The following is a 21,861-nucleotide window of genomic DNA, read 5'->3' on the forward strand; positions in this document are numbered from 1 at the left end:
CAACCAGTTCGCCATGCAAGGAGGACAAGACCCGAACCCATGGACATCCAGCGAGACTGCAGCCGCCTTTTTTCCAGTGACCTGTATCGTTCCCTTCTGGAATCCAGCCAGAAAATTGTCCTTCGGATGCGGCCTGACGGGCGGATTCTTTACATAAACCCCTTTGCATTGGAATTTTTCGGCTACGACGAGCGAACCATCGTCGGGCAATCCATCTACGAAACCTTGCTGCCCACCGGTTCCCAAGGGGACCCCCTCTATGACGATCTGATCGGCCGCATGGCATCGGATCCGGCTGCATACCTGCACCATGTCAACCAAAACAGACGGCGAGACGGTTCCCTGGTGTGGGTGGCCTGGACCAATCTTCCCGTCTTCGACTCCCATGGCCAAGTGCAGGAGATCCTCTCCACCGGCACGGAGATCACGGAACTGGTGGAGGCCCAAAACCGCTACCAGGTTATCTGCGAACACACGGGACAGGCCATGGCGCTGGTGGACGCCTCCACCACGATCCTCATGGTGAATCGGCGTTTTGAAACACTCACGGGCTACCGCAAGGAAGAAATCGAGGGCCGCCGGTCGTGGACGGAGTTTGTGGTCCCGGAAGATCGGGATCGCATGCTCGACTACGCCAGAAGACGCCTTGCCGACGACCCCAACGTGCCGCCCCAATACCAATTCCGTTTGAAAACCCGCTCCGGACAGTGGCGCCACATCCTTATCAACCTGAGCCGCATCCCCGGAACCGATCAGACCATCTGCGCCCTGTTGGATATCACCGATCGGGTACAGATCGAGCAGGACCTGGAACTGCAAAAGGCCTACTTCGAAGCCATCTACCAGAACTCTCCCGACGCCGTGGCCCTGTTGGATCCCCAAGACCACATCGTTTCCATCAACAAGACCTTTACCCGCCTCTTTCAATACGAGCCCCATGAGGCCGTGGGACGCCCCATCAACGATTTGGTGACGGACGATTCAATAAAAGCCCACGCCGAGGATCTTTCCCGGCAGGCTCTCCAGGGCATCCCCTTCGAAGTGGAAGCAAAACGCAAACGAAAGGACGGCACCTCGGTGGAGGTGGCCATCGTGGCATCCCCCATTCGCCTGGAAGGCCGGCTCGTGGGGATCTACGCCGCCTACCGGGACATCCGCCGGAGAAAGGAAGCCGAGCGGGCCCTCCGCGAGATGGACGCCAAGTACCGGTCCATTGTGGACCATTCCAATGACGCCATCTTCGTCCTGCAAGACGGCTTCTTCCGCTTCTGGAATCCCCGCTTCAGGCTGTGGGCCGGCTACACCGACGAGGAGATCTCCCAACTGCCCGCCGAACGATTCGTTCATCCGGAAGACCGCAGCTTTGTGTTCGAATATCACCGGCGACGACTGGCCGGTGAACCCCACGTGCCTTCTTCCTATCGTTTTCGAGCCCTGACCAAGGACGGCTCCGTGTTGTGGATTCACATCAACGCCATCGTGGTGGACTGGGACGGAAGGCCCGCCACCATCAATTTCGCCCGGGATTTCACGAGGGAAAAGGAGCTGGAATCCCAGTTGATGCAAGCCCAGAAGATGGAGGCGGTGGGAACCCTTGCGGGAGGTATCGCCCATGATTTCAACAACCTGCTCCAAAGCATCCAGGGCTACACGGAGTTGATGCTGCTCAACAAGGATCCGGACCACCCGGACCGGCGCCGCATCCAGCGCATCCTGGAAGGCGTCCAGCGCGGATCGGAGCTGGCCCGGCAAATCCTCACCTTCAGCCGAAAACTGGAAAGCAACCCCAAGCCCCTGAATCTCAACGAAGAGATCCTCAAGCTCAAGCCGCTTCTGGATCGCACCATCCCCAAAATGTTTGAAATCCGGTTGGATCTGGATCCCCAAGCGCCCACCATCCAGGCGGACGCCCCCCAGATCGCCCAGATGGTCATGAATCTGGTGGTCAACGCCAAAGATGTCATGCCGGAAGGAGGCAGGCTCATCATCGCCACCCAAGCCGTGCTGGAGACGTCCCAGCTTCCCCCTTCCCTGAAGCCCGGAAAGTATGTGCAGCTGAGCGTGGAAGATACGGGCCCCGGCATCCCTTTGGAGGTGCAAGACAAGATCTTTGAGCCCTTCTTCACCACCAAGCCCGTCGGGCGTGGTACCGGTCTGGGCCTGGCCATGGTCTACGGGATCGTCCAGAACCACGGTGGAACGATCTTTTGCGACAGCGAACCGGGTCGCGGCGCCCGTTTCCGGATCTACTTCCCGGCCACTTCCGAAACGCCCCAAGAAGTGGGATCCCGAGACGAGCCCAAACCGGCGGCCCGGCGCACGGGAACCGTCCTTTTGGTGGACGACGAAGAGCCCACCCGAGAAATCGGGAGCGAGATGTTGGAGCATTGCGGGCACAAGGTCTTCACGGCCGGCAACGGCGAGGAGGCCCTGGAGCTCTACCGTCAACAAGGCCATCAGATCGACGTGGTGATCCTCGACTGGATCATGCCGGGCATGGGGGGCCAGAAGTGCATGGAAAAGCTTCTGGCACTGGACCCCGATGCCCGGATCATCATCGCCAGCGGGTTCTCCCCCACCGAGGGGCCGCCGGAGCTGGTGCGGGCTCAAGCCTTCGACTTCATTGCCAAACCCTACCCCATCCAGCAGCTCCTGGATATCATCGACCGCGCCCTGGATCGGCCTGTCAGTGGCCCATAACGGGCGCTCCGGCCCCTTTGGAACCGCGCATCACGAAAGTGAGGGGCACCAAGGCCGCTGTAAACCAGGCGAAGAGCCAAAAGGTATCGTTGAAGGCCATCATGGACGCCTGCCGAAGGACTTGTTCATAGATGCCCGCCAGGGCCAGTTTCCGGTGGAAAAAGGATGCGGGATCCCCGCCCATCAGCTCCAGCATCCTTTCCATGGCCACCTGGAAGGACTTGGCGTAGGGCGTCAGGTGATCCACCAACATGTTTTGATGGAACTGGGACCGCTGAGAGAGCACCGTGGTGGAAAAGGCCACTCCGAAACTTCCACCCAGGTTCCGAAGCAGGTTGAAAATGCCGGTGGCGTTGCCCATCTGTTCACGGGGGATATTGACATACGTGGCGGCCGCCAGGGGAACGAAGAAGAGCCCCATGCCCAGGGCCTGAACCACGCGAGGCAGGGCCACGGCCACAAAGTCCGCTTCCAGGTTGAAGCGCGACATCTGCCACAGGGCCACCGCGGCAAAGACCAGGCCCACGGCCAGCAGCCGGCTGGGGGGAACGCCCCGCTTCATCAGCTGCCCCGCCACGGGCATGATCAGAAGACTGGCCAGTCCGCCCGGCCCCAGCACCAGCCCCGCCCAGAGGGCCGTGTAGCCCATGAGCCTTTGCAGGTAGAGGGGCAGGAGCACGATGCTGCCGAACAGGCAGAAGAATCCGGTGAACATGATGATGTTTCCCGCGGCGAACGTGGCATCCGAAAAGACCCGCAGATTCACCACCGGATGGCGCGCACGAAGCTCCACCAGGACAAAGAGGGTGAGGGCCACCGCCGCGATCACGGACAGCACCAGGATGAAGCGCGATTCGAACCAGTCTTCCCGTTCCCCCTTGTCCAGGACCACCTGCAGACAGCCCAGGCCCACCACCAGCAAGGCCAGGCCCCAATGGTCGATCCGGATCTTGCGGGCTCGGATATAGGGTGGGTCGTGAACGAATAGGAGTGCCATGAAGACCGCCAGCACCCCCAGGGGCACATTGATGTAAAAGACCCAACGCCACGCCCAATTGTCCGTGATCCAGCCCCCCACCACCGGCCCCAGGATGGGCGCGAACACCACCCCCATACCGAAGATGGCCATGGCCACCCCGTGCTCGCGCACCGGAAAGGTCTCCAGCAAGATGGCCTGAGACAGGGGCTGCAGGCCGCCTCCTCCCAGGCCTTGCAGGATGCGGGCGATGACCAGGATTTTCAGGGAAGGGGCGGCTCCGCACAGGATGGAGCTGCCGGTAAAGAGCGCGATGGAAAAAATCAGGTAGTTGCGTCGGCCGAAGATACTGGCCAGCCAACCCGTGATGGGAATAACGATGGCATTGGAGACCAGGTAGGAGGTGAGGACCCAGGTCACTTCGTCCACACCCGCGTTGAGGCTCCCCTGGATGTGGGGAAGGGAGACATTGACCACGCTGGTATCCATCACCTCAATGAAGGTGGGGATGATCACCGTCATGGCCACCGCCCATTTGCGGGCCTCCGGGCTGGGCGCGTTCACGACCGGCCTCCCTCAGCCGCCGCGCGCAACCGCGGGCCGCTCTGGTCCGATGTGTCCACGGTGACTTCCAGACTGAAGCCCACGCGCAATGGAAAGTCCGGCGAAAAGGGATTCTCCAGTTCAATGCGCACGGGCACTCGCTGCGTGATCTTGACCCAGTTTCCCGTGGCGTTTTCCGGCGGCAGCAAGGAAAAGGCCGCCCCCGTGCCGGAGCGGATCCCCGTCACCCGGCCGCGAAAGGCCTTGCCCGGATAACAATCGGCTGTTACCTCCACGGGCTGCCCGATGCGGATCTTTTCCACCTGGGTTTCCTTGAAGTTGGCCTCCACATAGACGTGGTGGAGCGGGACCACGGCCAGGAGCGGTTGTCCGGGCTGGACCCGTTCCCCCATCTGGATGCGCCGTTGAGCCACATAGCCGTCCAGGGGCGCCGTGATTCGACAATAGGAAAGATGGAGCCGGGCCTTTTCCAGCTTGGCTTGCAGCTCCTTTTCCTGGGCCCGCAAGGCGGCGATCTTGGCCGCCTGAACGTCCACCTGCATCCGAGCGGCCTTTGCCTCATCCAGCTTGGCCCGGGCCAGGCTCACCTCCTTTTCCGCCGCTCGCACGCGACTCAGCGCCGCCCGGTACCGGGCCTCCACGGACGCAAGACCGGCTTCGGCCTTGCGAAGGGCCGTTTTCATTCGATCGCGGTCCCGAACGGAAGCGGCCCCTTCACGTGCCAAGGCACTGAAGCGCTGCCAGTCCCTCTTGGCGTGCCGCCAGTCGGCCAACCGGGCATCGCGCTGCCCGGCCACTTCCTGAAGGGCCTCCTTGGCCGCCTCCCACTGGGCCTGGGAGGCGGAAAGGGCCGCCTCGGCCCCTCGAATGCCCGCCTCCGTGGTGGCCTTGAGATAGTCCAAAACCGTGACGGCGGCCTCCGTTTCCGCCCGCAGCCGCTTGATGGCCGCCTGGGCTTCGGCCACCTGCACCTGAAAGTCGGCCGGATCCAAGGTGAGCAGTTCCTGACCCTTTCGGACGAAATCGTCGTTTTCCACGTGAACGGCCTGGACCGTGCCTGGAATGCGGGCGCTCACCGCCGCCACGTCCGCCATCACATAGGCGTTGTCCGTGGATTCTTTGTGGCGCACAAAAAACCACCAATAGACGGCGCCCAAAACCGCCGCGCCCATCAACACCAGAAACAGGATCCTTTTCGCGTGATTTCCCTTGGAAACCGGCGCCGCCTCGGCCGGCGCCCTTTCTTCCACCTTCTCCGCCATGGTCTCCCTCACTCCTGCCCGTGGGAATCGTCGCGGCGGATTCCCCGCCAGAAGACATCCGCGATGGCCTCGCTCAAAGCCTCCACCTCCAGACTTTGTAGGAAATCCTCCCCGAACACCTCCCTCAGCAGCACCCCGTAATAGGCCATTCCGATCACGAGCCGTGCCGCCACATCTGCGTTCAGATCCCGCAGGGTCCCTTCTTCCATCTTCTTTTCCAGGTAGGCGGCCAGACGCTCCATGAAGTGGGCCCTGGGCCCCCGCACAAAATCCCTGGCGAGCCCATGCCCTTCCAGGGCGCTAAAGAGCACGAGGCGCACAAAGGCCGGGTCCGAGATGTGCCGTTGCAGAAAGGATTGAACCATGCGGCGCACCACCGTGCGTACGTCTCCCGTTGCCTCCCAGTCCAGATCCCACGCCCGGCGCATCTCCTGGACCTTCTTTTCCAGAATGGCGTCGTAGAGGGCTTCCTTACTGGGAAAGTGCTGGTAGAGCATGGCTTCGCTCACGCCCGCGTGCCGGGCCAGGTCCCGGACCGTGGTTCCCCGAAACCCCTTCCGGGAAAAGAGGCCAATGGCGGCATCCAGGATCTTCCGGCGCCGTTGTTCCGCCGGCAATCGGTGCTTGGGTTGTGCGGCAGCCACCACCGTCTCTCCCTTTCCAGTCAAGCGGCCGTCGCGGTACGCGCGGGAAAAAGCCCCGATGGGTCTTTTCGAATTCGGCGTTGGAGAACGGCCCGCTTTTTTTAAGTAAACATTCACTCAGTTATCTAGCGCAGTGCAGGTTCTCCCATCAATAGAAAATCGAACCGTTCCCGATCCTCTTTGTCCTTACCGAGGTTTTTCCTTGACTTTTGGACGGTGAAGTAACTATATGGTCAATTTTACAGACTTTTTTCTAGGCATGGAGGAGCACTCCCGTTCACCGTCGGTGGACGATATGGCGTTCCCAGACCACCCATCCATCAAAGAGGAGCCGCACATGACGTTTCAAGAGCTTATTCTTGCCTTGAACAAATTCTGGTCCGACCGGGGTTGCGTCATCCAGCAGCCCTACGATCTGGAGGTGGGGGCCGGCACTTTCAACCCGGCCACCTTCCTTCGCGTGCTGGGCCCCGAACCGTGGAACGTGGCCTATGTGGAGCCGTCCCGGCGTCCCACCGACGGCCGCTACGGGGAAAACCCCAATCGCCTCCAACACTACTACCAGTACCAGGTGATCCTGAAGCCTTCGCCGCCCGACAGCCAAGAGCTCTACCTGGAAAGCCTCAAGAGTTTCGGCATCGATCCTTTGGATCACGACATCCGTTTCGTGGAGGACGACTGGGAATCTCCCACGCTGGGAGCGTCCGGCCTGGGATGGGAAGTGTGGTTGGACGGCATGGAGATCACCCAGTTCACCTATTTCCAGCAGGTGGGCGGCATCGCGTTGAGCCCGGTGAGCGTGGAGCTGACCTATGGATTGGAGCGCATCGCCATGTACCTCCAGGGGGTGGACAATGTGTATGACCTGATCTGGTGCGGTGATGTGACCTACGGGGACGTCCACCACAAGGGCGAAGTGGAGTGGTCCCACTACAACTTTGAGGCGGCCGACGTGGACATGCTCTTTCAGCTTTTCAACATGTTCGAAAAGGAATCCATGCGCATGGCCGACCAGGGGTTGGTGCTCCCCTGTTACGACCACTGTCTGAAGTGCTCACACGTCTTCAATCTGCTGGACGCCCGGGGGGCCATCAGCGTAACGGAACGCACCAACTACATCGCCCGAGTCCGCAACCTGGCCCGCTTGGCGGCTCATGCCTACGTGGCCCAGCGGGAAGCCATGGGCCATCCGTTGTTGAAGAAGGGAAAAGGGGGAAGGTAAAAGCAAGGAACAGGGGAAAAAGGTAAGAAGGGCAAAGGAAACGTGCCCCCTTGTCCTTGGCAGCTTGGCCTTCGGGCCCGGCCACTTCCATTCCATGCATCCCAACCACGAGACGAGGTCGAATATGGGACAGGAATTCTACCTGGAAATAGGCAGTGAGGAGATACCGGCGGGCTACATCGGCCCGGCGTTGGAAGCCATGGCGGGACAGATGGTGCGTTTTTTGACAGACCACCGCATTGCCCATGGCACGCCCGTAACGACCGGCACGCCCAGGCGCCTGTGCCTGTGCATTCCGGATGTGGCCGAAAGACAGGAAGCCAGCACGACGGAAATCATCGGCCCGCCCAAGTCGGTGGCCTTCGACGAGGCGGGAAATCCCACCAAGGCGGCGGAAGGATTTGCCCGCAACCAAGGCGTCCAGGTGTCCGAGCTCGCCATCAAGAGCACGCCCAAAGGCGAATACGTGTGCCTGGTCAAGGAGGAGGCGGGCCTGCCCACCCGCGATCTGCTCCAGAAGATGCTTCCGGACTTCGTGGCCCACATCCCCTTTCCCAAGTCCATGCGCTGGGGCAGTCTTTCCGTCACCTTCGCCCGACCGGTCCATTGGATCGTGTGCCTTTTGGGCGGCCAGGTGGTGGAATTCAACTACGGGGACGTGACCAGCGGGGACCGGTCCTTCGGACATCGCTTCATGGCGCCCGAGTGGATACCGGTGACCGGTTTTCAGGAACACAAGAAGAAGCTGGCGGATCACCGGGTCATTGTGGACATGGGCGAAAGACGCGACTTGATCCTCCAAGGGATCCGGGAAAAGGCCGCCGAAGTGGGCGGGACCATCCTGGAGGATCCGGATCTGTTGGACGAAGTCACCAACCTGCTGGAATACCCCTACCCGCTTCTGGGAAGCTTTGAGGAAAAGTACCTGGCTTTGCCGCCCGAACTGCTCATCACCGTGATGAAGGAGCACCAGCGCTACTTCGCCATCACGGATGCCCAAGACCGTCTGATGCCTCACTTTGTGACCGTGGCCAACACGGTTCCCCGGGATCCGGCTCTGGTGGCGGCGGGCAATGCTCGGGTGGTACGGGCGCGTCTGGAAGACGCCCGCTTCTATTACGAAGAAGACCAGAAGGTTCCACTGGAAGACCGGGCCGAGGAACTCAAGAGCGTGGTTTTCCATGCCAAGCTGGGAACGAGCTGGGAGAAGGTGGAACGTTTCACCGCCTTGGCCCAGTGGCTCTGTGACCGCCTCTGTCCGGAAAAACGGGACGCGGTCACCCGCGCCGCCTTTCTGTGCAAGGCGGATCTGGTGAGCGGTATGGTGGGTGAATTCCCCGAACTTCAGGGCATTATGGGCCGCGCGTACGCCCGGCTGCAGGGAGAACCGGAGCAAGTGGCCCAGGCTATCTACGAGCACTACCTGCCCAATCGGGCCGGCGGCCCGCTACCGGAGGGCATGGAAGGCACCATCCTGAGCCTGGCCGACAAGATGGACACCATCGTGGGCTGCTTCGGCGTGGGGCTGCTTCCCACGGGAACGGCCGATCCCTTTGCCCTGCGCCGGCAAACGCTGGGCATCATCCGGATCGTTCTGGCCAAGAATCTACGCTTTTCACTGGGCGCGTTCATCGACCAGGCCCTTCCGCTGCTGGAAGCCAAGATGACCGAGCCCCAAGCCACCGTAAAGGCCGGGGTCTTGGACTTCTTTCGCGGTCGACTCCACCACCACCTGGTCTCACAGGAAGGATTGCGCCCGGACATCGTGGACGCGGCCCTTTCCGTAGGGATCGACGACCTGGTGGATGCCGTGGCCCGGGTGCGGGCCCTGGCCGCCTTCACCCAGCGGCCCGACTTTGAAAGCCTGGCCGTCGCCGTCAAACGGGTGGGCAACATCATCAAGGAAGGCGAAAAGGCCCCCGTGGAGCCCGAGGTCTTCCAGGCCCAGGTGGAAAAGGCCCTTCATGACGCCTACGAAGACGCGGCGCAACAGATCCAGGCCCGCGTGGCGTCCGGGGACTACGACGGGGCCCTGGCCGCGGCGGCGGCCTTGCGCGAGCCCATCGACGCCTTTTTTGAAGGCGTGCTCGTGATGGACAAAGACGAGACGGTGCGCCGAAATCGCCTGGCCCTGCTCACGGCCATTCATGGACTTTTCAACCGAATCGCGGACTTTCGGAAGGTGCAGACGGCCTGACGGGGCCGTGCCGTCCAGTCCGCACCGGGAGAAGACGTTTGTCTGGAAGACCCACTGCCCGCAGCGCTTGTCCCGGTGGCCGAACCAACGGGTTCCAAGGAGGCTTTCGAGACATGCGAAACCTACGCTCCTTCGCCTTCTTTTTCATCCTCATGGTGCTGGTGGCGGGCCTTGCGGCCTGCCAGACGCCGGCCGGGCGCAGCGCCGGGCAGGTCTTGGACGATGCCACCATCACCGCCAAAGTAAAAGCCAAGCTTTTGGACGATCCGCTGGTGAGCGGTCTGGCCATCGATGTGGACACCTTCCAAGGCGAAGTGACCCTGACGGGCGTGGTCCACTCTCCCAAGGCGCGCATCCGGGCCGAAGATCTGGCCAGAAAAACCCGTGGGGTCCGATCCGTGCGGAATCTCATCCGCATCCAACCGTGAGCCGCCAATGGCCGCGGGAGAACCGGCCGAACTGGGTGATAGCACGCCGCACAGGATGCGTTGCCGTCCCACAGGGGCCCAGCCGAAGCCGGTTCAGGGAAAGGATGCCCCGGGAGCTTGTCCTCAAAGGAGGGTGTCTGACAATGGCCTCTCGGCCTTTCTGACAAATGCCATTCAACTGGGCCATGTGATGTTTTTTTGAGCTTTGTAGGGGCGGGTTGGGAACCCGCCCCTACTGCGTCATGGCCAGGCCGGCACCACGGGCCCGGAGAGAGCGACCTGGGCGTTCTCGGACAAGCTCCTGAAGAAAAGAGGCTCCGGGATCCAAAGTCATCCTGCAGATAGCGTTCTGCGCGTAGCCGGGCCCCGTTTCCCGTAGCCAGCCCTTCAGAAACGCGGGAAATTCTTCGGTTCCTGGCGGGACACGCGTATCGGAGATGGTGCCCTTTTCATGCGGGAGGGTTCTTCGCAGGCTGGACCAAATGGAGGGTGCGGCGGATGCTCGGCAGCAGCGCCAACGTGGCGGCAAGGACCACGAGGCCGCTCGCGGCGAAGACGCCCCGGTACCCCACATGGGGCATCAGGAGCCCCGCCCCATAGTTGCCCGCAAAGACGCCCACCGTACGAACGGCGTACACCACCGCCGAATGCCCCCCCAGACGTCCTGCTGGGAAGAAAGCCGCCGTCATGATGCTCATGGCCAGCATGACGGGGACATCGCCCAGGGTGTGGAACAAGCGAATCACGATCATCTGCAAAGGGCTGGAAGCGAATCCTGTGAGCACCTGGAAGGTGGAAGAGGCCATGAGCCCCAGGGCCAGCAGGCGGATCACGCTCTGGCGCACATCGAAACGATGCCCCAATCCGGGCGACACCAGCGCCATCCAAACCCCGATAGCCAGGAAGCACCAGCCGATCTGGGCATTGCTGAATCCCAGCCCCTTTTTCATGAGGAGCGTAAAGGCCGTGTGTTCAACTCCCAGGTGGGAGGCGTAGATGACCCAGACCAGCAAGAAGAGAAGGGCGCGGGGCTGCTTCAAGTCCTCCCGGTAATCCCTGATGCCGAAATGGATGGGGTCGCTGTCTTCCAGAAGCAACACGATCACCATGAGCGCCGCGGCGCCGGCCACGGCGAAGCGCAGCATCCGCACGTAGTCCATCTCCCCCCACACCGTTCCCGCCAGCAGGGGGCCCGTACCAAAGCCCAGGAAGGTGCCCATCTGAAAAAGGGCGATCTTCAAACCGCGATGGGACGGCTGGATGACCTTGAGGAAGAGCGCCTGGAGCACAATCTGAAAGATGGCCCAGGCAATGCCTCCCACACAGGCCATGAAGAGAAAAAGAGGCGCGCTGCGCACCAGGCGAAGCCCCATGAGGTGCAGCAAAAGGAGCACCGCCCCCACCTCCAGCACTTTTTTGGGACTCACCCTGTCGGACAAAACTCCCAATGGCAGCATCAAAAAAAGAGCGGATAAGGAATAAGTGCCCATGATGGTGCCGATCATGCCGTCGGAAATCCCCAGGGATTGCAGATGGACGGGCAAAAAGGACAGGGTCATCCACAGCACGGTCACGAACGTGAATCCGCACAGGGGAAAGGTCAGCAGGCGCATGGGAAAGGGAAGCACCCCAGGGAACGCAGCGATCCATTTCATGCCATCAACTCCAGTGAACGTGGGCGCAAGGCACCAGACGTTGAGAAGCGGCAGTCTACAACGTTCGCCGCCCGATGCAAGACCCATGTGCCCTTCTCATACATCTTGTTACCCATCCCTGAAGGACTTATGATGAAAGGGTAAACGGATAGGACCGAGTCTTCAAACCAGGAGGTTGCAGATGAAACGTTATCTTGCTTCGATCGGTGTTCTTCTCGTGGTGCTCATGCTGGTGAGCGCCTGCGCCGCCCCGCGGAATCGAACGGAAAAAGGCGCCATGATCGGTACGGGCGTGGGCGCTGCCACGGGCGCGGTGCTGGGTCAGGCCATTGGCCGCGACACCGAATCCACCCTGATCGGTGCGGCGGCGGGTGCCCTCGTGGGTGGCGTTGCCGGCGGCATGATTGGAAACTACATGGACCGTCAGGAACAGGAAATGCGGCAGGCCCTGGCCGGCGTGGAAGCGGCGAGCATCCGCCGGGATCAGAATGTGCTGGCCGTCACTTTCCGCTCGGACGTGCTCTTCGACTATGATTCGGCAACCCTGAAGCCCGGAGCCTATGATGAGATCGACCGGGTGGCCCGCGTTCTGAACAACTATCCCCAGACCCGCATCCGGGTGGAGGGCCACACCGACAGCACGGGTTCCGAAGCCTACAACCAGCAGCTTTCGGAACGGCGCGCCATGGCCGTCAAGAACGCCCTGGTGGGACGTGGCGTGAATCCTGACCGCATCGATGTGATCGGCTACGGCGAATCCAAGCCCATCGCCACCAACGCCACGGAAGCCGGACGCCAGATGAACCGGCGGGTCAATATCGTGATCACCCCAGTGGAGGGCTAGCCCTCGGTCCAGGGCCGAACCCCTCCCAATCTCGGCACCCAATCGTGTGGGCGCGGATCTTTCCGCGCCTACACCTTTTCGGGGGCCCTCGTCTTTTCCTCTTCCGCCCTGCGGCGCCGAGACCACTCGTAGAGCGCGATGGCCACGGCGGAGGCGGCATTGAGTGAGTCCACCCGGTCGGTCATGGGAATGGACAGCGCGCGTTGTCTCCACGCCTCCGGAAGTCCGGGCCCCTCCACTCCAGGGAGGATGGCGAGTGTTTCCGGAAAAACAGCTCGGTCCAGCGGTTTACCTTCCCGGGACAGGGGGATGAGGGGGAGCTCGGGCGAAAGATCCTTCAGACCGGGCCCGCGATAGAGGCGCACGTCCAGAGCGGCTCCGGCCGACGCCCTCAGCGCCTTGGGATGGAACGGACTGGCCCCTTCCTTGAGAATCACCACGGCGCGCACCCCGAAGGCGACGGCACTGCGAAGCACCGCTCCCACATTCTCTGGATCCTGAAAGGGCACCAAGAGCGTCACGCCGGCGGGCAGGGGGGAACCCGGATCCCACGGTTCCAGAGGAGGCGCCCCTATTTCCAGCAGAGGGGCTCCCGTTCCGAACACGTCCAGCTCGCGAAACAGGCTCTTTTCCAGTTCGATCCAAAGGACCTGGTCCGGCAAGCCTTCCGGGGGAACGGCCCCCCCCGGCCAGGAGATCCAGGTGCGAACCCGGTCCACGTGCCGCTGGATCACGTCACGCACCAACTTGTCTCCACTGACCAGTGCCGTGCCTTCTTTGCGGATCCCCTTGGCCGTGAGGATTCTCTTGAGCCTTTTGAAATGGGCATTGGCGGAACTGGCCACACGCTTGTGACGGCCCCTACCCTCGAACACCTTGCGCACCTGGCCTGGCCTTTGCGTAAGCCGGCGAAAGACCACCAGCCGCCGTTCGTGGGGTGTGCCGGGGATGGTGTAGGCCATGTCTTGCTGCAACTCAAACCGGCCCGCAAAGTTCCCAATGGCCTCGGCCACCTCCTGGTCGCACCGGGGCCCTTTCATGAAGATCGCAAGTCCCCCCTGGCACAGGCAGCCTTCGATGCGTGTCAGCGTCTCGCCGATGGATTCCACGGCCCGGGTGATCACGCCTCTGACCGGCTCACTGAAGGAAGCCGTGATCAGCCCCCCCTCGGCACGCATCCCTTCCAGCCCCAACTCATCCAATGCCTTGCGCAGGAAATCCACGCGTTTGCCGCGGGCCTCGGCCAGGATCACCTGCAGATGGGGAAAGGCGATCTTCAGGGGTATGCCGGGCATACCAGGGCCGGTTCCCAGGTCCAACAAGGGAGACGGCAGGGTAATCATAAGTCCCGGCAGGATGGAATCGGCGTAGAGCTTTTCCACCATGTTTTCGAAATTGTGGATCCGGGTGAGATTCAGCTCTTCGTTGTGTTTGCGGAGCAATTGGTGGTATGCCCAGAGCCGGTGGATTTGCTCGGGCGCCAGGGAAACGCCGCATCGGGTGAGGATCGCCCCGAGCTGCTTCGGGCCTGGTTTGCCCTTCCGGTCGTGCGGGGTCTTTTTCATGTTTCACTTCCCTTGAGTGCCCGAAGGGTCCCGGCGGCTTTTCCCGCTATCGAACACCTTCCAAGGATGAGACTCATGTGTCCGCGAGCTTCCAACGAAACCTTCTTCCATCCCGCCTGGCCCGTCTTCCACGAGGACAATCACGTCCTCGCCGTTTATAAGCCCGCGGGCCTTCTGGTTCAAGGAGATCGCACCGGAGATCCCTGCCTTCTGGAACTGGCCAAGCGATGGATCAAGGAAAGATACCAAAAGCCGGGGAATGTTTTTTTGGGCCTGGTTCACCGGCTCGACCGACCCGTCTCAGGAGCTTTGATCTTCGCCAAGACCAGCAAGGCCGCCTCCCGTCTCAGTCGGGCCTTTCGGGAACAGGGAACGCTCAAGGAATACCTGGCGGTGGTGGAAGGACAACCGAAGGTGCCGCAAGCCACCCTGGTCCATCACCTGTGCCAACGACCGGGCGGATCCACCCACGTGGTCCAGGACGGCCATCCCCAAGGCCGCCGTGCCTGCCTGCACTATCGGGTGTTGGGCACGGAAGGGTCCCGGTCTTTGGTGGCCGTCCGGCTCGAAACCGGCCGAAAGCACCAGATACGGGTTCAGCTGGCCGCCGTGGGGTGCCCCATCGCCGGGGACCTCCGCTATGGTGCCTTGCGGCCACTGCCCAACCGACAGATCGCTCTCCATGCCTGGCGCCTGGTGGTCCCCCACCCCACCCGCTCCACCTCGGTGGAGGTGGTCTGCCCCCTCCCAAGGCAATGGCCCTGGGACGAAAAGGACGTTTTTCCCGATCATCCAGCACACCCCTTTCGGCCTCTGTGGGCATGGTCCGATTATGAAAGGTCACAAAGCCTCTCCCAAGTCTTGTAACTCCGGAATTCTTGTGAAAAAATAAGGAACGAATGCCATCACCCTTTGCACACTTTCCAACCACCCACATGCCAGGGAGGTGCCTCATGGCGGAATTGATGGATGTGATCCGATCCCGACGGAGTATCCGAAACTTTGAGGACAAGGACGTTCCGGACGACCTTCTCAACCAGATCCTGGAGGCCGTCAAGTGGTCCCAGTCCTGGGCCAACACCCAGTGCTGGGAAGTGGTCGTGGTGCGAGACCCCGAGACCAAGTCAAAGCTTCAGGCGACCATGGGGAAGGGCAACCCGGCCACCAAGGCCATCGTGGCGGCCCCCGTGGTTCTTGCCCTGTGCGGCAAGCTCCAAAGCTCCGGCTACTACAAGGGACAGGTGACCACCAAGTTCGGCGACTGGTTTCTCTTCGACCTGGGCATCGCGACCCAGAACATCTGCCTGGCCGCCACCGACTTGGGTCTGGGCACCGTGGTGGTGGGCCTCTTCGATCAGGACAAGGCCAAGGAAGTCCTGGGCGTTCCCGAGGGCTACGAGGTGGTGGTGCTCCTTCCCATGGGCTATCCGTCCAAGGTGCCGTCGGCACCCAAAAGGCGGGAGGTGGAGGAATTCACCCATTACGAGAAGTTCTGAAAGGAAAAACGGGATGCGGCGGCGGCCGCATCCCGTTTTTTGTGCACCGGCGACCTGGGTAAACCGTGAAGACAAGGGGCGAAAGCCGGTGGGAATGGCCCAGGGCGCACCTTGGGGCCACCGCGCCCAGGTTTCAAGCGCTTGGGCCGGCCCAGCCTGTAGCAGCCGGCCCGACGACGACCCACCGGGAAGGGCAGGCCGCCGCCACGGCACCTGGGGCTCGCCGTCACAGGCCAACGATCGCCAAGCGCGCACTACCCGGCACGCAGGACAGGATTCCGATCACAGCGTTCTGTACAAGAGGCCTGCGGCTCTGGCGGTTTGGAACAAGAACCCTTGGGGATCCACCCCGATCGGCTTGTCTGGAAACGCCCCGGCACCCAACGCCGGCGCTCCTGCGGTGGGGGCGACGGCCCAGGCCGGGGACCTGGGAGACCCTATCTCAACAAAGGAGGAGGAACCCATGAAGGCACGAAAAGGAACGGGCGCACTGGTTCTGGTTCTTGCGCTGGCCCTGCTGCTGATGCCCGCCGTGGGCCAGGCCGTGACCAAGATCACGTTCTGGCACGCCATGAGCGGCAAACGGCTGCCGGCGGTGGAACGGATCGTCAATGGATTCAACCAGGCCCACCCGGACATCCAGGTGGAGGCCCAATTCATGGGCAAGTACAAGGAAGTGCTGGCCAAGACCATTGCGGCCGTCAAATCGGGCAATCCTCCCCACCTGGCTCAGGTCTATGAAGTGGGACTCCAGACCATGCTGGACAGCGGCGTGATCGTCCCGGTCCACACCCTGTTCAAGGAAGGCGAGGTGGATTTCGGCGACGTGGTGGGCCCCATCCGTGACTACTACTCCGTGAACGGCAAACTCTATTCCATGCCCTTCAACTCCTCCACCGCCATCCTCTACTACAACAAGGACCTTTTCAGGAAGGCGGGCCTGGATCCCAACCGCCCCCCCACGACCTTCAAGGAACTGGAGGAGATGGGCAAGAAACTGGTGGAATCCGGCGTGGTCCCCAACGCCTTTTCCACCGGCTGGCCTGCCTGGATTTTCGAACAGGCCCACGCCTACCACAACCAGTTTTACGCCAACAACGAAAACGGCCGTAAAGGCCGCGCCACCCAGGTCCTGTTCAACGGGCCTTTCGGCGTGAAGTACCTGGAAACCATGTCCCGCATGGCCAAGGAAAAAGTCTACATCTACGGGGGCCGGGAGTATTCGGCCAACAAGGCTTTTCTCTCCCAGCAGATCGCCATGCTGATCCAATCCACCTCGTCGGTGGGCTCCATCGAAGCCGCCGCCAAGGGCAAATTCGAGGTGGGCACCACCTTCCTGCCGCGCTTCCAAGACTATTCGCGGGGCAATTCGGTGATCGGCGGGGCCACCCTGTGGGTGCTCAAAGGCCACAGTGACAAGGAATATGCGGCCGTCAAGGAATTCCTCAAGTGGGTCATCCGCCCCGAAGTGACCGCCCAGTGGCACAAGGACACGGGCTACTTCCCCGCCACCAACAGCGCGCTCAAGCTCCTCATGGACGAAGGCTGGTTTGCCAAGCATCCCAACCACCTGACCGCCTTCCTGCAGGTCCTTTCCGGGGTGAAGACGCCCATGTCCCAAGGCGTGCGGCTCGGTAACTTCGTGGAGATCCGCAACATCGTCCAGACCGCCCTGGAAAACAGCTTCGCCGGCAAGGCGGATCCCAAGAAGGCCCTGGACGAGGCGGCCCAAGAGGCCAACCGGGTGCTCAAGGAATACTCGGAGCTTTACCAATAATCTGTCCGATCCGGGACGGGGTCCGAAACCCACGGAACTTCGGGCCCCTTCCCCTGGCCACAAAGGATCCCAATGGAAAGTCGTTTTCCCAACAGGCTGCTGCCCTACCTCCTGGTGCTGCCCTCCCTGGTGGTGGTGTTGGTCTTTCTCATCGTCCCGTCCATCCAGTCCTTCTATCTGAGCCTTTTTCGGGTGTCGCCCTTTGGAAACGTTCTCATCTTCAAAGGGCTTCGAAATTTCGTCACTTTGCTGGGGGATCCCGCCTATTTGAACAGCCTGATCCGGAGCTTCTTCTTTACGGGCTTCATCGTGGTGGTGGGGCTGAGCGTGTCGTTGGGGCTGGCCGTGCTGGCCAACCTGCCCCTGGCCGGCGTGGACATCTATCGAACGGCCCTCATCTGGCCCTTCGCCCTTTCCCCCGCCGTGGCCGGCACCATCTGGGCCCTTCTCGTGGATCCGTCCACCGGCCCCATCACCTATCTTGTGGAACGCGCCACCGGCATGCGCATCAACTGGATGACCAACGGCGATCTGGCCCTACTCATCGTGACCGCCGCCGCCACGTGGAAGATGTTGGGCTACAATGTCATCTTTTTCCTGGCCGGTCTTCAAAACGTTCCCAAGGAGCTGTTGGAAGCGGCCCACATGGACGGAGCCGGGACGTTTCAAAGGTTCTGGAAGGTGACCTTCCCGCTGCTGTCACCCACCACCTTCTTTCTTTTCATCATGAATTCGCTCTACGGCTTCTTCGAGGTTTTCGGCCTGATCGATGTGATGACCCAGGGCGGTCCGGGTAAGGCCACAGATATTCTGGTCTACAAGCTCTACGAAGACGGGTTCGTCAACTTCCGAACCGGCTACGCGTCGGCACAGTCCATCGTGCTCTTCGTCTTCGTGGCCATCCTGACCATCCTCCAGTTCCGGTTCGCCGGCCGGAAGGTTTTCTACCGTTGAAGAGGGGGCGTCTTCCGCCATGCAGATCACCCGAACACAACGTGCTTTGGCTCATATCACCTTGACGGTGAGCATCCTCCTCATCGTCTTTCCCGTCGTCTTCGCCCTGGTAACCAGCACTCACTCCTTCCAGGAATCCTTTTCCTTCCCGCCCAAGTTCCACGTGGGCTCCCATCTGCTGGACAATTACCGGGCGGCCTGGGAACGGGTCCATATGGGCCGCCTCCTTTTCAACAGTACCCTGATCTCCGTGGCCGTGGCCGCCGGGAAGATCGTGTTGAGCATTCTGGCGGCGTTCGCCTTCACCTATTTCGGAGAGTTTCGGGGCAAGGCCACCCTCTTCATCCTCATCCTCATCACCCACATGCTGCCCCTGCCCATCCGGATCGTCCCCACCTTTGAATTGGTGGAGGACTTTGGGTGGATGAACACCTACTACGCCCTGACCATCCCCTTTTTCGCCAGCGCCACGGGGACCCTCCTTTTCCGCCAATTCTTCCTCACCGTCCCCAACGATCTGGCCGATGCCGCCCGGATGGACGGAGCAGGCCCCATGAAGTTCCTCTGGAAGGTTCTGGTGCCCCTGTCCAAGACCAATATGCTGGCCCTTTTCATGATCGAATTCATCTACATGTGGAACCAGTATCTGTGGCCTCTTATCGTGACCCAGTCCAACGACATGCGCGTGGTGCAGATCGGACTCAAGATGCTTCTGGCCGGTGAGGAACAGGCCGCCGAATGGAACGTGATCATGGCGGGCACCATCCTGGCGATGCTCCCCCCGCTCATCATTTTGCTCATCCTGCAGGGAAGCTTCGTCAAGGGCTTCGCCATGCGCCAGGAAAAATAGGACTATCCAACGATTCCCAAGGAGATCAACGGGCAACCATGGCAGAGATCAGACTGGAACAGGTCAACAAGCGCTTCAAGAAACATTGGGTCGTGCGGGACTTCACCCTGACGGTGGCCGACCGGGAGTTCGTGGTGCTGGTGGGGCCCTCCGGTTGCGGCAAATCCACCACGTTGCGGATGATTGCAGGCCTGGAGGAAGTGACCAGCGGGGAAATCTCCATTGCGGGACGCGTGGTCAATCAGGTGCCGCCCAAGGATCGGGACATCGCCATGGTCTTCCAAAGCTACGCCCTGTATCCTCACATGAACGTCTACAAGAACATGGCCTTCGGCCTCATGAACCGGGGCGTGCCCAAGGACGAAATCAACCAGCGGGTCAAGAGGGCGGCGGAGATTCTGGGCATCTCGGATCTGCTCCACCGCCGACCGGCCCAGCTTTCAGGCGGCCAGCGCCAGCGGGTGGCCATGGGCCGGGCCATTGTTCGCGATCCCCAGGCCTTTCTCTTCGATGAACCCCTGAGCAACCTGGACGCCAAGCTCCGCGTGCAGATGCGAGCCGAGCTGGCCAAGCTGCACGAACGGTTGCAGTCCACCATCGTCTATGTCACCCACGACCAGATCGAGGCCATGACTCTGGCCCATCGGATCGTGGTCATGAAAGACGGAAAGATCATGCAGGTGGGCCGGCCCCTGGAGGTCTATGAACGCCCGGCCAACCGGTTTGTGGCGGGCTTTATCGGAAGCCCGTCCATGAATTTTCTAAACGTGCGGATCGCCCGGGAAGGCGAAGATCTGTGGGTCGACGGGCAAAGCTTTCGACTCAAGATCCCCCGGCATCGCGCGTCCGCCTACCGAGACCATGTGGACCGGGAGGTGATCTTTGGAATCCGCCCCGAAGACATCAAAGAACGCACCCGAGATGACCTGCCCGAGGGGGTGGAACCCTTGCGGGCGGAAGTGGATGTGCGAGAGCCCATCGGGTCCGAGGTGATCGTGACCGCCGCCGTGGGGGGCCACAGCTTCACCGCCCGGGTCAGTCCCAGCATGCAGGTGCGCGTGCACGAACCGATCGACCTGGCGGTCAACATGAACAAGATGCATCTCTTCGAGCCGGAAACCGGGACGGCTCTGAACGGCGATTGATCCGTGGCCGGGCGCCCAAGCCCCCGGCCTCCATGCAGGCCGCCCAACGGTTGCCGATCCAACCTTCTTTCGCACAAGCCCGCCGATCCTTCTGGGGGCCTGGGCGTCAAGATAGGAGCGCCAGGATCTTCCCGGCCAGCTCGGCGAACCCTTGGCCCCCGGCACGGGCAGTGACAAAGGCGGGAAGGTGTTCCATGTGGGGGACGAACCGGGCGATGTTGGCCACACCCACCGAGAGATCGAAGCTTCCAAACATGGGCTCGTCGTTGGGAGAATCACCGCAAAAGAGGCCTCGGCGTCTGAGGCCATGCGGCGGGATGTCAAATAGTTCGCGGGCCAGAAGTTGTGTCGTGTGCCGCTTGTCGTAATCGCCGAACCAGCCGTTCACATGAATGGATGACACCTTGCAGTGGGCACCGTGGGATTTGAACACCTCCACGATGCGCTCCACTGCCTCCCAGCCCAGATCCGGCACGTCTTCGCAGTAATCCACCGCCAGGTCCGCTTCCCGATACGACTGGTCCGAGGCCAGAGCCGCCCCCGGCACCCGCGCCTGGATTTCCTTCCAGATCCTCTCAAGGCGGCGTCGGTTCTCCCTCCGTTCGGCATCCGTCATCAAATACCGTTTTTTGAGTCTTCCGCTGGTCGAGTCGTACCAGAAGTAAAAGGCTCCGTTCTCCCCCACCACCGCATCCACGGGCCACATGCGAGCCATGTGGTCGCACCAGCCGGCGGGACGCCCGGTGATGGGAATGAGTTTCAGACCCGCGTCCTTGAGGGCCCACAAAGCCGAGTAGGCACAGGCGGGAATACGGCCCTGGGTGGTGATGGTGTCGTCAATATCGAAGAGAACCCCCCACAGGCCTTCCACTTGCCGCGCCGTAAGGCTTGCCAGGGGCCGAAGACCTCGGCACGAAACGTTGCGGCCTGCGCTGCAATCCGTCATGATTGGGGCTCCTCCGGTTTCGCGGCGGGGGTCTCCCCCCCTGCCACCGGGATCACCGGCTGCTCCGGGATCCCTTCGGCATCGGAGGTGAGGAGCTGCACCAGGCGTTCGATGGCCCACAGGATCGCCTGGACCTCTTCTTCACTCAACTGCTGGAGCCGTTTCACAAAGGTGTCCTGGAGGGGGGTGGGGGCGTTCTTGATGAACTCCACGCCGTCTTCCGTGATCTCCACATGAATCTTTCGACGATCCTTGCTCACACGGGTGCGCCGAACCAGGTTCCTCTTTTCCAGGCGGTCCACGATCCCCGTCACCGTGCTGCTGTTGAGGAAAACGATCTTGGTCAGCGCCCCTAGAGAGATGGGGCCGTACTCGTGGATCTCCCGCAAGCAGATGAGTTGGGGAACGGTGATCTTGTAGGTCTCCTGGATGTGCTTGGAATGGATATCCAGCTCGCGGGCGATCTGCCGCAACCTTTTGGTAATGTGCACCACCGTCGGGTCCACCATGAAAATCCTCCAAACTGATGGTAGAGAATTCTGAAGCCCTCACGGCCTCCATGGATTAAAACAGATCCAACGCCCCGGCGTTTATAGCATACATTTTTCCCAGGGTCGCCCTGGAATGACGGTTTTC

The 21,861-nt window shown here is 61.5% G+C and carries 18 protein-coding genes; 11 read left to right on the forward strand and 7 right to left on the reverse strand.

Annotated elements, in window-relative coordinates; translation table 11 throughout:
- Nucleotides 1-39 precede the first annotated feature (39 nt).
- Nucleotides 40-2,700, forward strand: a complete 2,661-nt coding sequence (locus B9A12_RS08115; RefSeq protein ID WP_170920448.1) for a hybrid sensor histidine kinase/response regulator — start codon at nt 40-42, stop codon at nt 2,698-2,700.
- On the opposite strand, the gene B9A12_RS08120 is transcribed toward B9A12_RS08115, so the two are convergent.
- The 3 genes from B9A12_RS08120 to B9A12_RS08130 are packed head-to-tail and all read right to left on the reverse strand — an operon-like array spanning nt 2,687 to nt 6,146.
- Nucleotides 2,687-4,198 carry a DHA2 family efflux MFS transporter permease subunit gene (locus B9A12_RS08120; RefSeq protein WP_084057441.1) on the reverse strand — a complete coding sequence of 504 codons (1,512 nt, stop codon included), beginning with the start codon at nt 4,196-4,198 and terminating at the stop codon, nt 2,687-2,689. The two genes, B9A12_RS08115 and B9A12_RS08120, sit on opposite strands and share 14 nt — an antisense overlap.
- Before the next feature lie 38 nt (nt 4,199-4,236).
- On the reverse strand, nt 4,237-5,502 hold the full coding sequence (locus B9A12_RS08125) for an HlyD family secretion protein (protein WP_084057390.1): 1,266 nt from the start codon (nt 5,500-5,502) through the stop codon (nt 4,237-4,239).
- An 8-nt stretch (nt 5,503-5,510) separates the two neighbouring features.
- The gene (locus tag B9A12_RS08130) at nt 5,511-6,146 is read right to left on the reverse strand and encodes a TetR/AcrR family transcriptional regulator (RefSeq protein ID WP_170920449.1); all 636 of its coding nucleotides are present in this window, start codon (nt 6,144-6,146) and stop codon (nt 5,511-5,513) included.
- Nucleotides 6,147-6,483: 337 nt separating this feature from the next.
- On the opposite strand from B9A12_RS08130, the gene glyQ reads away from it, so the two are divergent.
- The 3 genes from glyQ to B9A12_RS08145 all read left to right on the forward strand — a co-directional run bounded on the left by glyQ (nt 6,484) and on the right by B9A12_RS08145 (nt 9,993).
- Entirely contained in the window at nt 6,484-7,368 is an 885-nt protein-coding gene (gene glyQ, locus B9A12_RS08135; protein ID WP_084057392.1) for a glycine--tRNA ligase subunit alpha, read from the forward strand.
- A gap of 124 nt (nt 7,369-7,492) precedes the next feature.
- Nucleotides 7,493-9,565 (forward strand): glycine--tRNA ligase subunit beta, encoded by a 2,073-nt coding sequence (gene glyS, locus B9A12_RS08140; RefSeq protein WP_084057442.1) that lies wholly within the window; start codon nt 7,493-7,495, stop codon nt 9,563-9,565.
- Between the two features lie 113 nt (nt 9,566-9,678).
- Nucleotides 9,679-9,993 (forward strand): BON domain-containing protein, encoded by a 315-nt coding sequence (locus B9A12_RS08145; protein ID WP_084057393.1) that lies wholly within the window; start codon nt 9,679-9,681, stop codon nt 9,991-9,993.
- Nucleotides 9,994-10,442: 449 nt separating this feature from the next.
- On the opposite strand, the gene B9A12_RS08150 is transcribed toward B9A12_RS08145, so the two are convergent.
- Entirely contained in the window at nt 10,443-11,648 is a 1,206-nt protein-coding gene (locus B9A12_RS08150; RefSeq protein WP_170920450.1) for an MFS transporter, read from the reverse strand.
- A 181-nt stretch (nt 11,649-11,829) separates the two neighbouring features.
- Here B9A12_RS08150 and B9A12_RS08155 point away from each other — a divergent pair, with 181 nt between their 5' ends.
- Nucleotides 11,830-12,492, forward strand: coding sequence for a YiaD family glycine zipper/OmpA-like lipoprotein (locus tag B9A12_RS08155; protein WP_084057395.1), 663 nt, complete (start codon nt 11,830-11,832; stop codon nt 12,490-12,492).
- Nucleotides 12,493-12,560: 68 nt separating this feature from the next.
- Here the strand turns inward: B9A12_RS08155 and B9A12_RS08160 are convergent, their stop codons facing one another.
- Nucleotides 12,561-14,057, reverse strand: coding sequence for an RsmG family class I SAM-dependent methyltransferase (locus B9A12_RS08160; RefSeq protein ID WP_084057396.1), 1,497 nt, complete (start codon nt 14,055-14,057; stop codon nt 12,561-12,563).
- Between the two features lie 75 nt (nt 14,058-14,132).
- Between B9A12_RS08160 and B9A12_RS08165 the strand changes: the two genes are divergently transcribed.
- From B9A12_RS08165 to B9A12_RS08190, 6 genes are all read left to right on the forward strand, one after another.
- Nucleotides 14,133-14,924, forward strand: a complete 792-nt coding sequence (locus B9A12_RS08165) for an RluA family pseudouridine synthase (RefSeq protein WP_084057397.1) — start codon at nt 14,133-14,135, stop codon at nt 14,922-14,924.
- 86 nt (nt 14,925-15,010) lie between these two features.
- The gene (locus tag B9A12_RS08170; RefSeq protein ID WP_084057398.1) at nt 15,011-15,553 is read left to right on the forward strand and encodes a nitroreductase family protein; all 543 of its coding nucleotides are present in this window, start codon (nt 15,011-15,013) and stop codon (nt 15,551-15,553) included.
- A 463-nt stretch (nt 15,554-16,016) separates the two neighbouring features.
- On the forward strand, nt 16,017-17,330 hold the full coding sequence (locus tag B9A12_RS08175) for an ABC transporter substrate-binding protein (protein ID WP_084057399.1): 1,314 nt from the start codon (nt 16,017-16,019) through the stop codon (nt 17,328-17,330).
- A 72-nt stretch (nt 17,331-17,402) separates the two neighbouring features.
- Nucleotides 17,403-18,284 (forward strand): carbohydrate ABC transporter permease, encoded by an 882-nt coding sequence (locus B9A12_RS08180; RefSeq protein ID WP_084057400.1) that lies wholly within the window; start codon nt 17,403-17,405, stop codon nt 18,282-18,284.
- 19 nt (nt 18,285-18,303) lie between these two features.
- Entirely contained in the window at nt 18,304-19,134 is an 831-nt protein-coding gene (locus B9A12_RS08185) for a carbohydrate ABC transporter permease (protein ID WP_084057401.1), read from the forward strand.
- A 38-nt stretch (nt 19,135-19,172) separates the two neighbouring features.
- Nucleotides 19,173-20,279: an ABC transporter ATP-binding protein gene (locus B9A12_RS08190; RefSeq protein ID WP_084057402.1), complete on the forward strand. Its 1,107-nt coding sequence runs from the start codon at nt 19,173-19,175 to the stop codon at nt 20,277-20,279.
- A gap of 106 nt (nt 20,280-20,385) precedes the next feature.
- On the opposite strand, the gene B9A12_RS08195 is transcribed toward B9A12_RS08190, so the two are convergent.
- Nucleotides 20,386-21,225, reverse strand: a complete 840-nt coding sequence (locus tag B9A12_RS08195; RefSeq protein WP_084057403.1) for an HAD-IIB family hydrolase — start codon at nt 21,223-21,225, stop codon at nt 20,386-20,388.
- On the reverse strand, nt 21,222-21,734 hold the full coding sequence (locus B9A12_RS08200; protein WP_084057404.1) for a MarR family winged helix-turn-helix transcriptional regulator: 513 nt from the start codon (nt 21,732-21,734) through the stop codon (nt 21,222-21,224). The genes B9A12_RS08195 and B9A12_RS08200 overlap by 4 nt, the downstream gene beginning before the upstream one ends.
- Nucleotides 21,735-21,861 lie beyond the last annotated feature (127 nt).

Source organism: Desulfacinum hydrothermale DSM 13146 (assembly GCF_900176285.1).
Lineage (GTDB): Bacteria > Desulfobacterota > Syntrophobacteria > Syntrophobacterales > DSM-9756 > Desulfacinum > Desulfacinum hydrothermale.

Coding starts and splice junctions, on each gene's coding strand:
- B9A12_RS08115 (WP_170920448.1), top strand. CDS start 40: ATGGACATCCAGCGAGACTGCAGCCGCCTTTTTTCCAGTGACCTGTAT.
- B9A12_RS08120 (WP_084057441.1), bottom strand. CDS start 4,198: ATGACGGTGATCATCCCCACCTTCATTGAGGTGATGGATACCAGCGTG.
- B9A12_RS08125 (WP_084057390.1), bottom strand. CDS start 5,502: ATGGCGGAGAAGGTGGAAGAAAGGGCGCCGGCCGAGGCGGCGCCGGTT.
- glyQ (WP_084057392.1), top strand. CDS start 6,484: ATGACGTTTCAAGAGCTTATTCTTGCCTTGAACAAATTCTGGTCCGAC.
- glyS (WP_084057442.1), top strand. CDS start 7,493: ATGGGACAGGAATTCTACCTGGAAATAGGCAGTGAGGAGATACCGGCG.
- B9A12_RS08145 (WP_084057393.1), top strand. CDS start 9,679: ATGCGAAACCTACGCTCCTTCGCCTTCTTTTTCATCCTCATGGTGCTG.
- B9A12_RS08150 (WP_170920450.1), bottom strand. CDS start 11,648: ATGAAATGGATCGCTGCGTTCCCTGGGGTGCTTCCCTTTCCCATGCGC.
- B9A12_RS08155 (WP_084057395.1), top strand. CDS start 11,830: ATGAAACGTTATCTTGCTTCGATCGGTGTTCTTCTCGTGGTGCTCATG.
- B9A12_RS08160 (WP_084057396.1), bottom strand. CDS start 14,057: ATGAAAAAGACCCCGCACGACCGGAAGGGCAAACCAGGCCCGAAGCAG.
- B9A12_RS08165 (WP_084057397.1), top strand. CDS start 14,133: ATGTGTCCGCGAGCTTCCAACGAAACCTTCTTCCATCCCGCCTGGCCC.
- B9A12_RS08170 (WP_084057398.1), top strand. CDS start 15,011: ATGGCGGAATTGATGGATGTGATCCGATCCCGACGGAGTATCCGAAAC.
- B9A12_RS08175 (WP_084057399.1), top strand. CDS start 16,017: ATGAAGGCACGAAAAGGAACGGGCGCACTGGTTCTGGTTCTTGCGCTG.
- B9A12_RS08180 (WP_084057400.1), top strand. CDS start 17,403: ATGGAAAGTCGTTTTCCCAACAGGCTGCTGCCCTACCTCCTGGTGCTG.
- B9A12_RS08185 (WP_084057401.1), top strand. CDS start 18,304: ATGCAGATCACCCGAACACAACGTGCTTTGGCTCATATCACCTTGACG.
- B9A12_RS08190 (WP_084057402.1), top strand. CDS start 19,173: ATGGCAGAGATCAGACTGGAACAGGTCAACAAGCGCTTCAAGAAACAT.
- B9A12_RS08195 (WP_084057403.1), bottom strand. CDS start 21,225: ATGACGGATTGCAGCGCAGGCCGCAACGTTTCGTGCCGAGGTCTTCGG.
- B9A12_RS08200 (WP_084057404.1), bottom strand. CDS start 21,734: ATGGTGGACCCGACGGTGGTGCACATTACCAAAAGGTTGCGGCAGATC.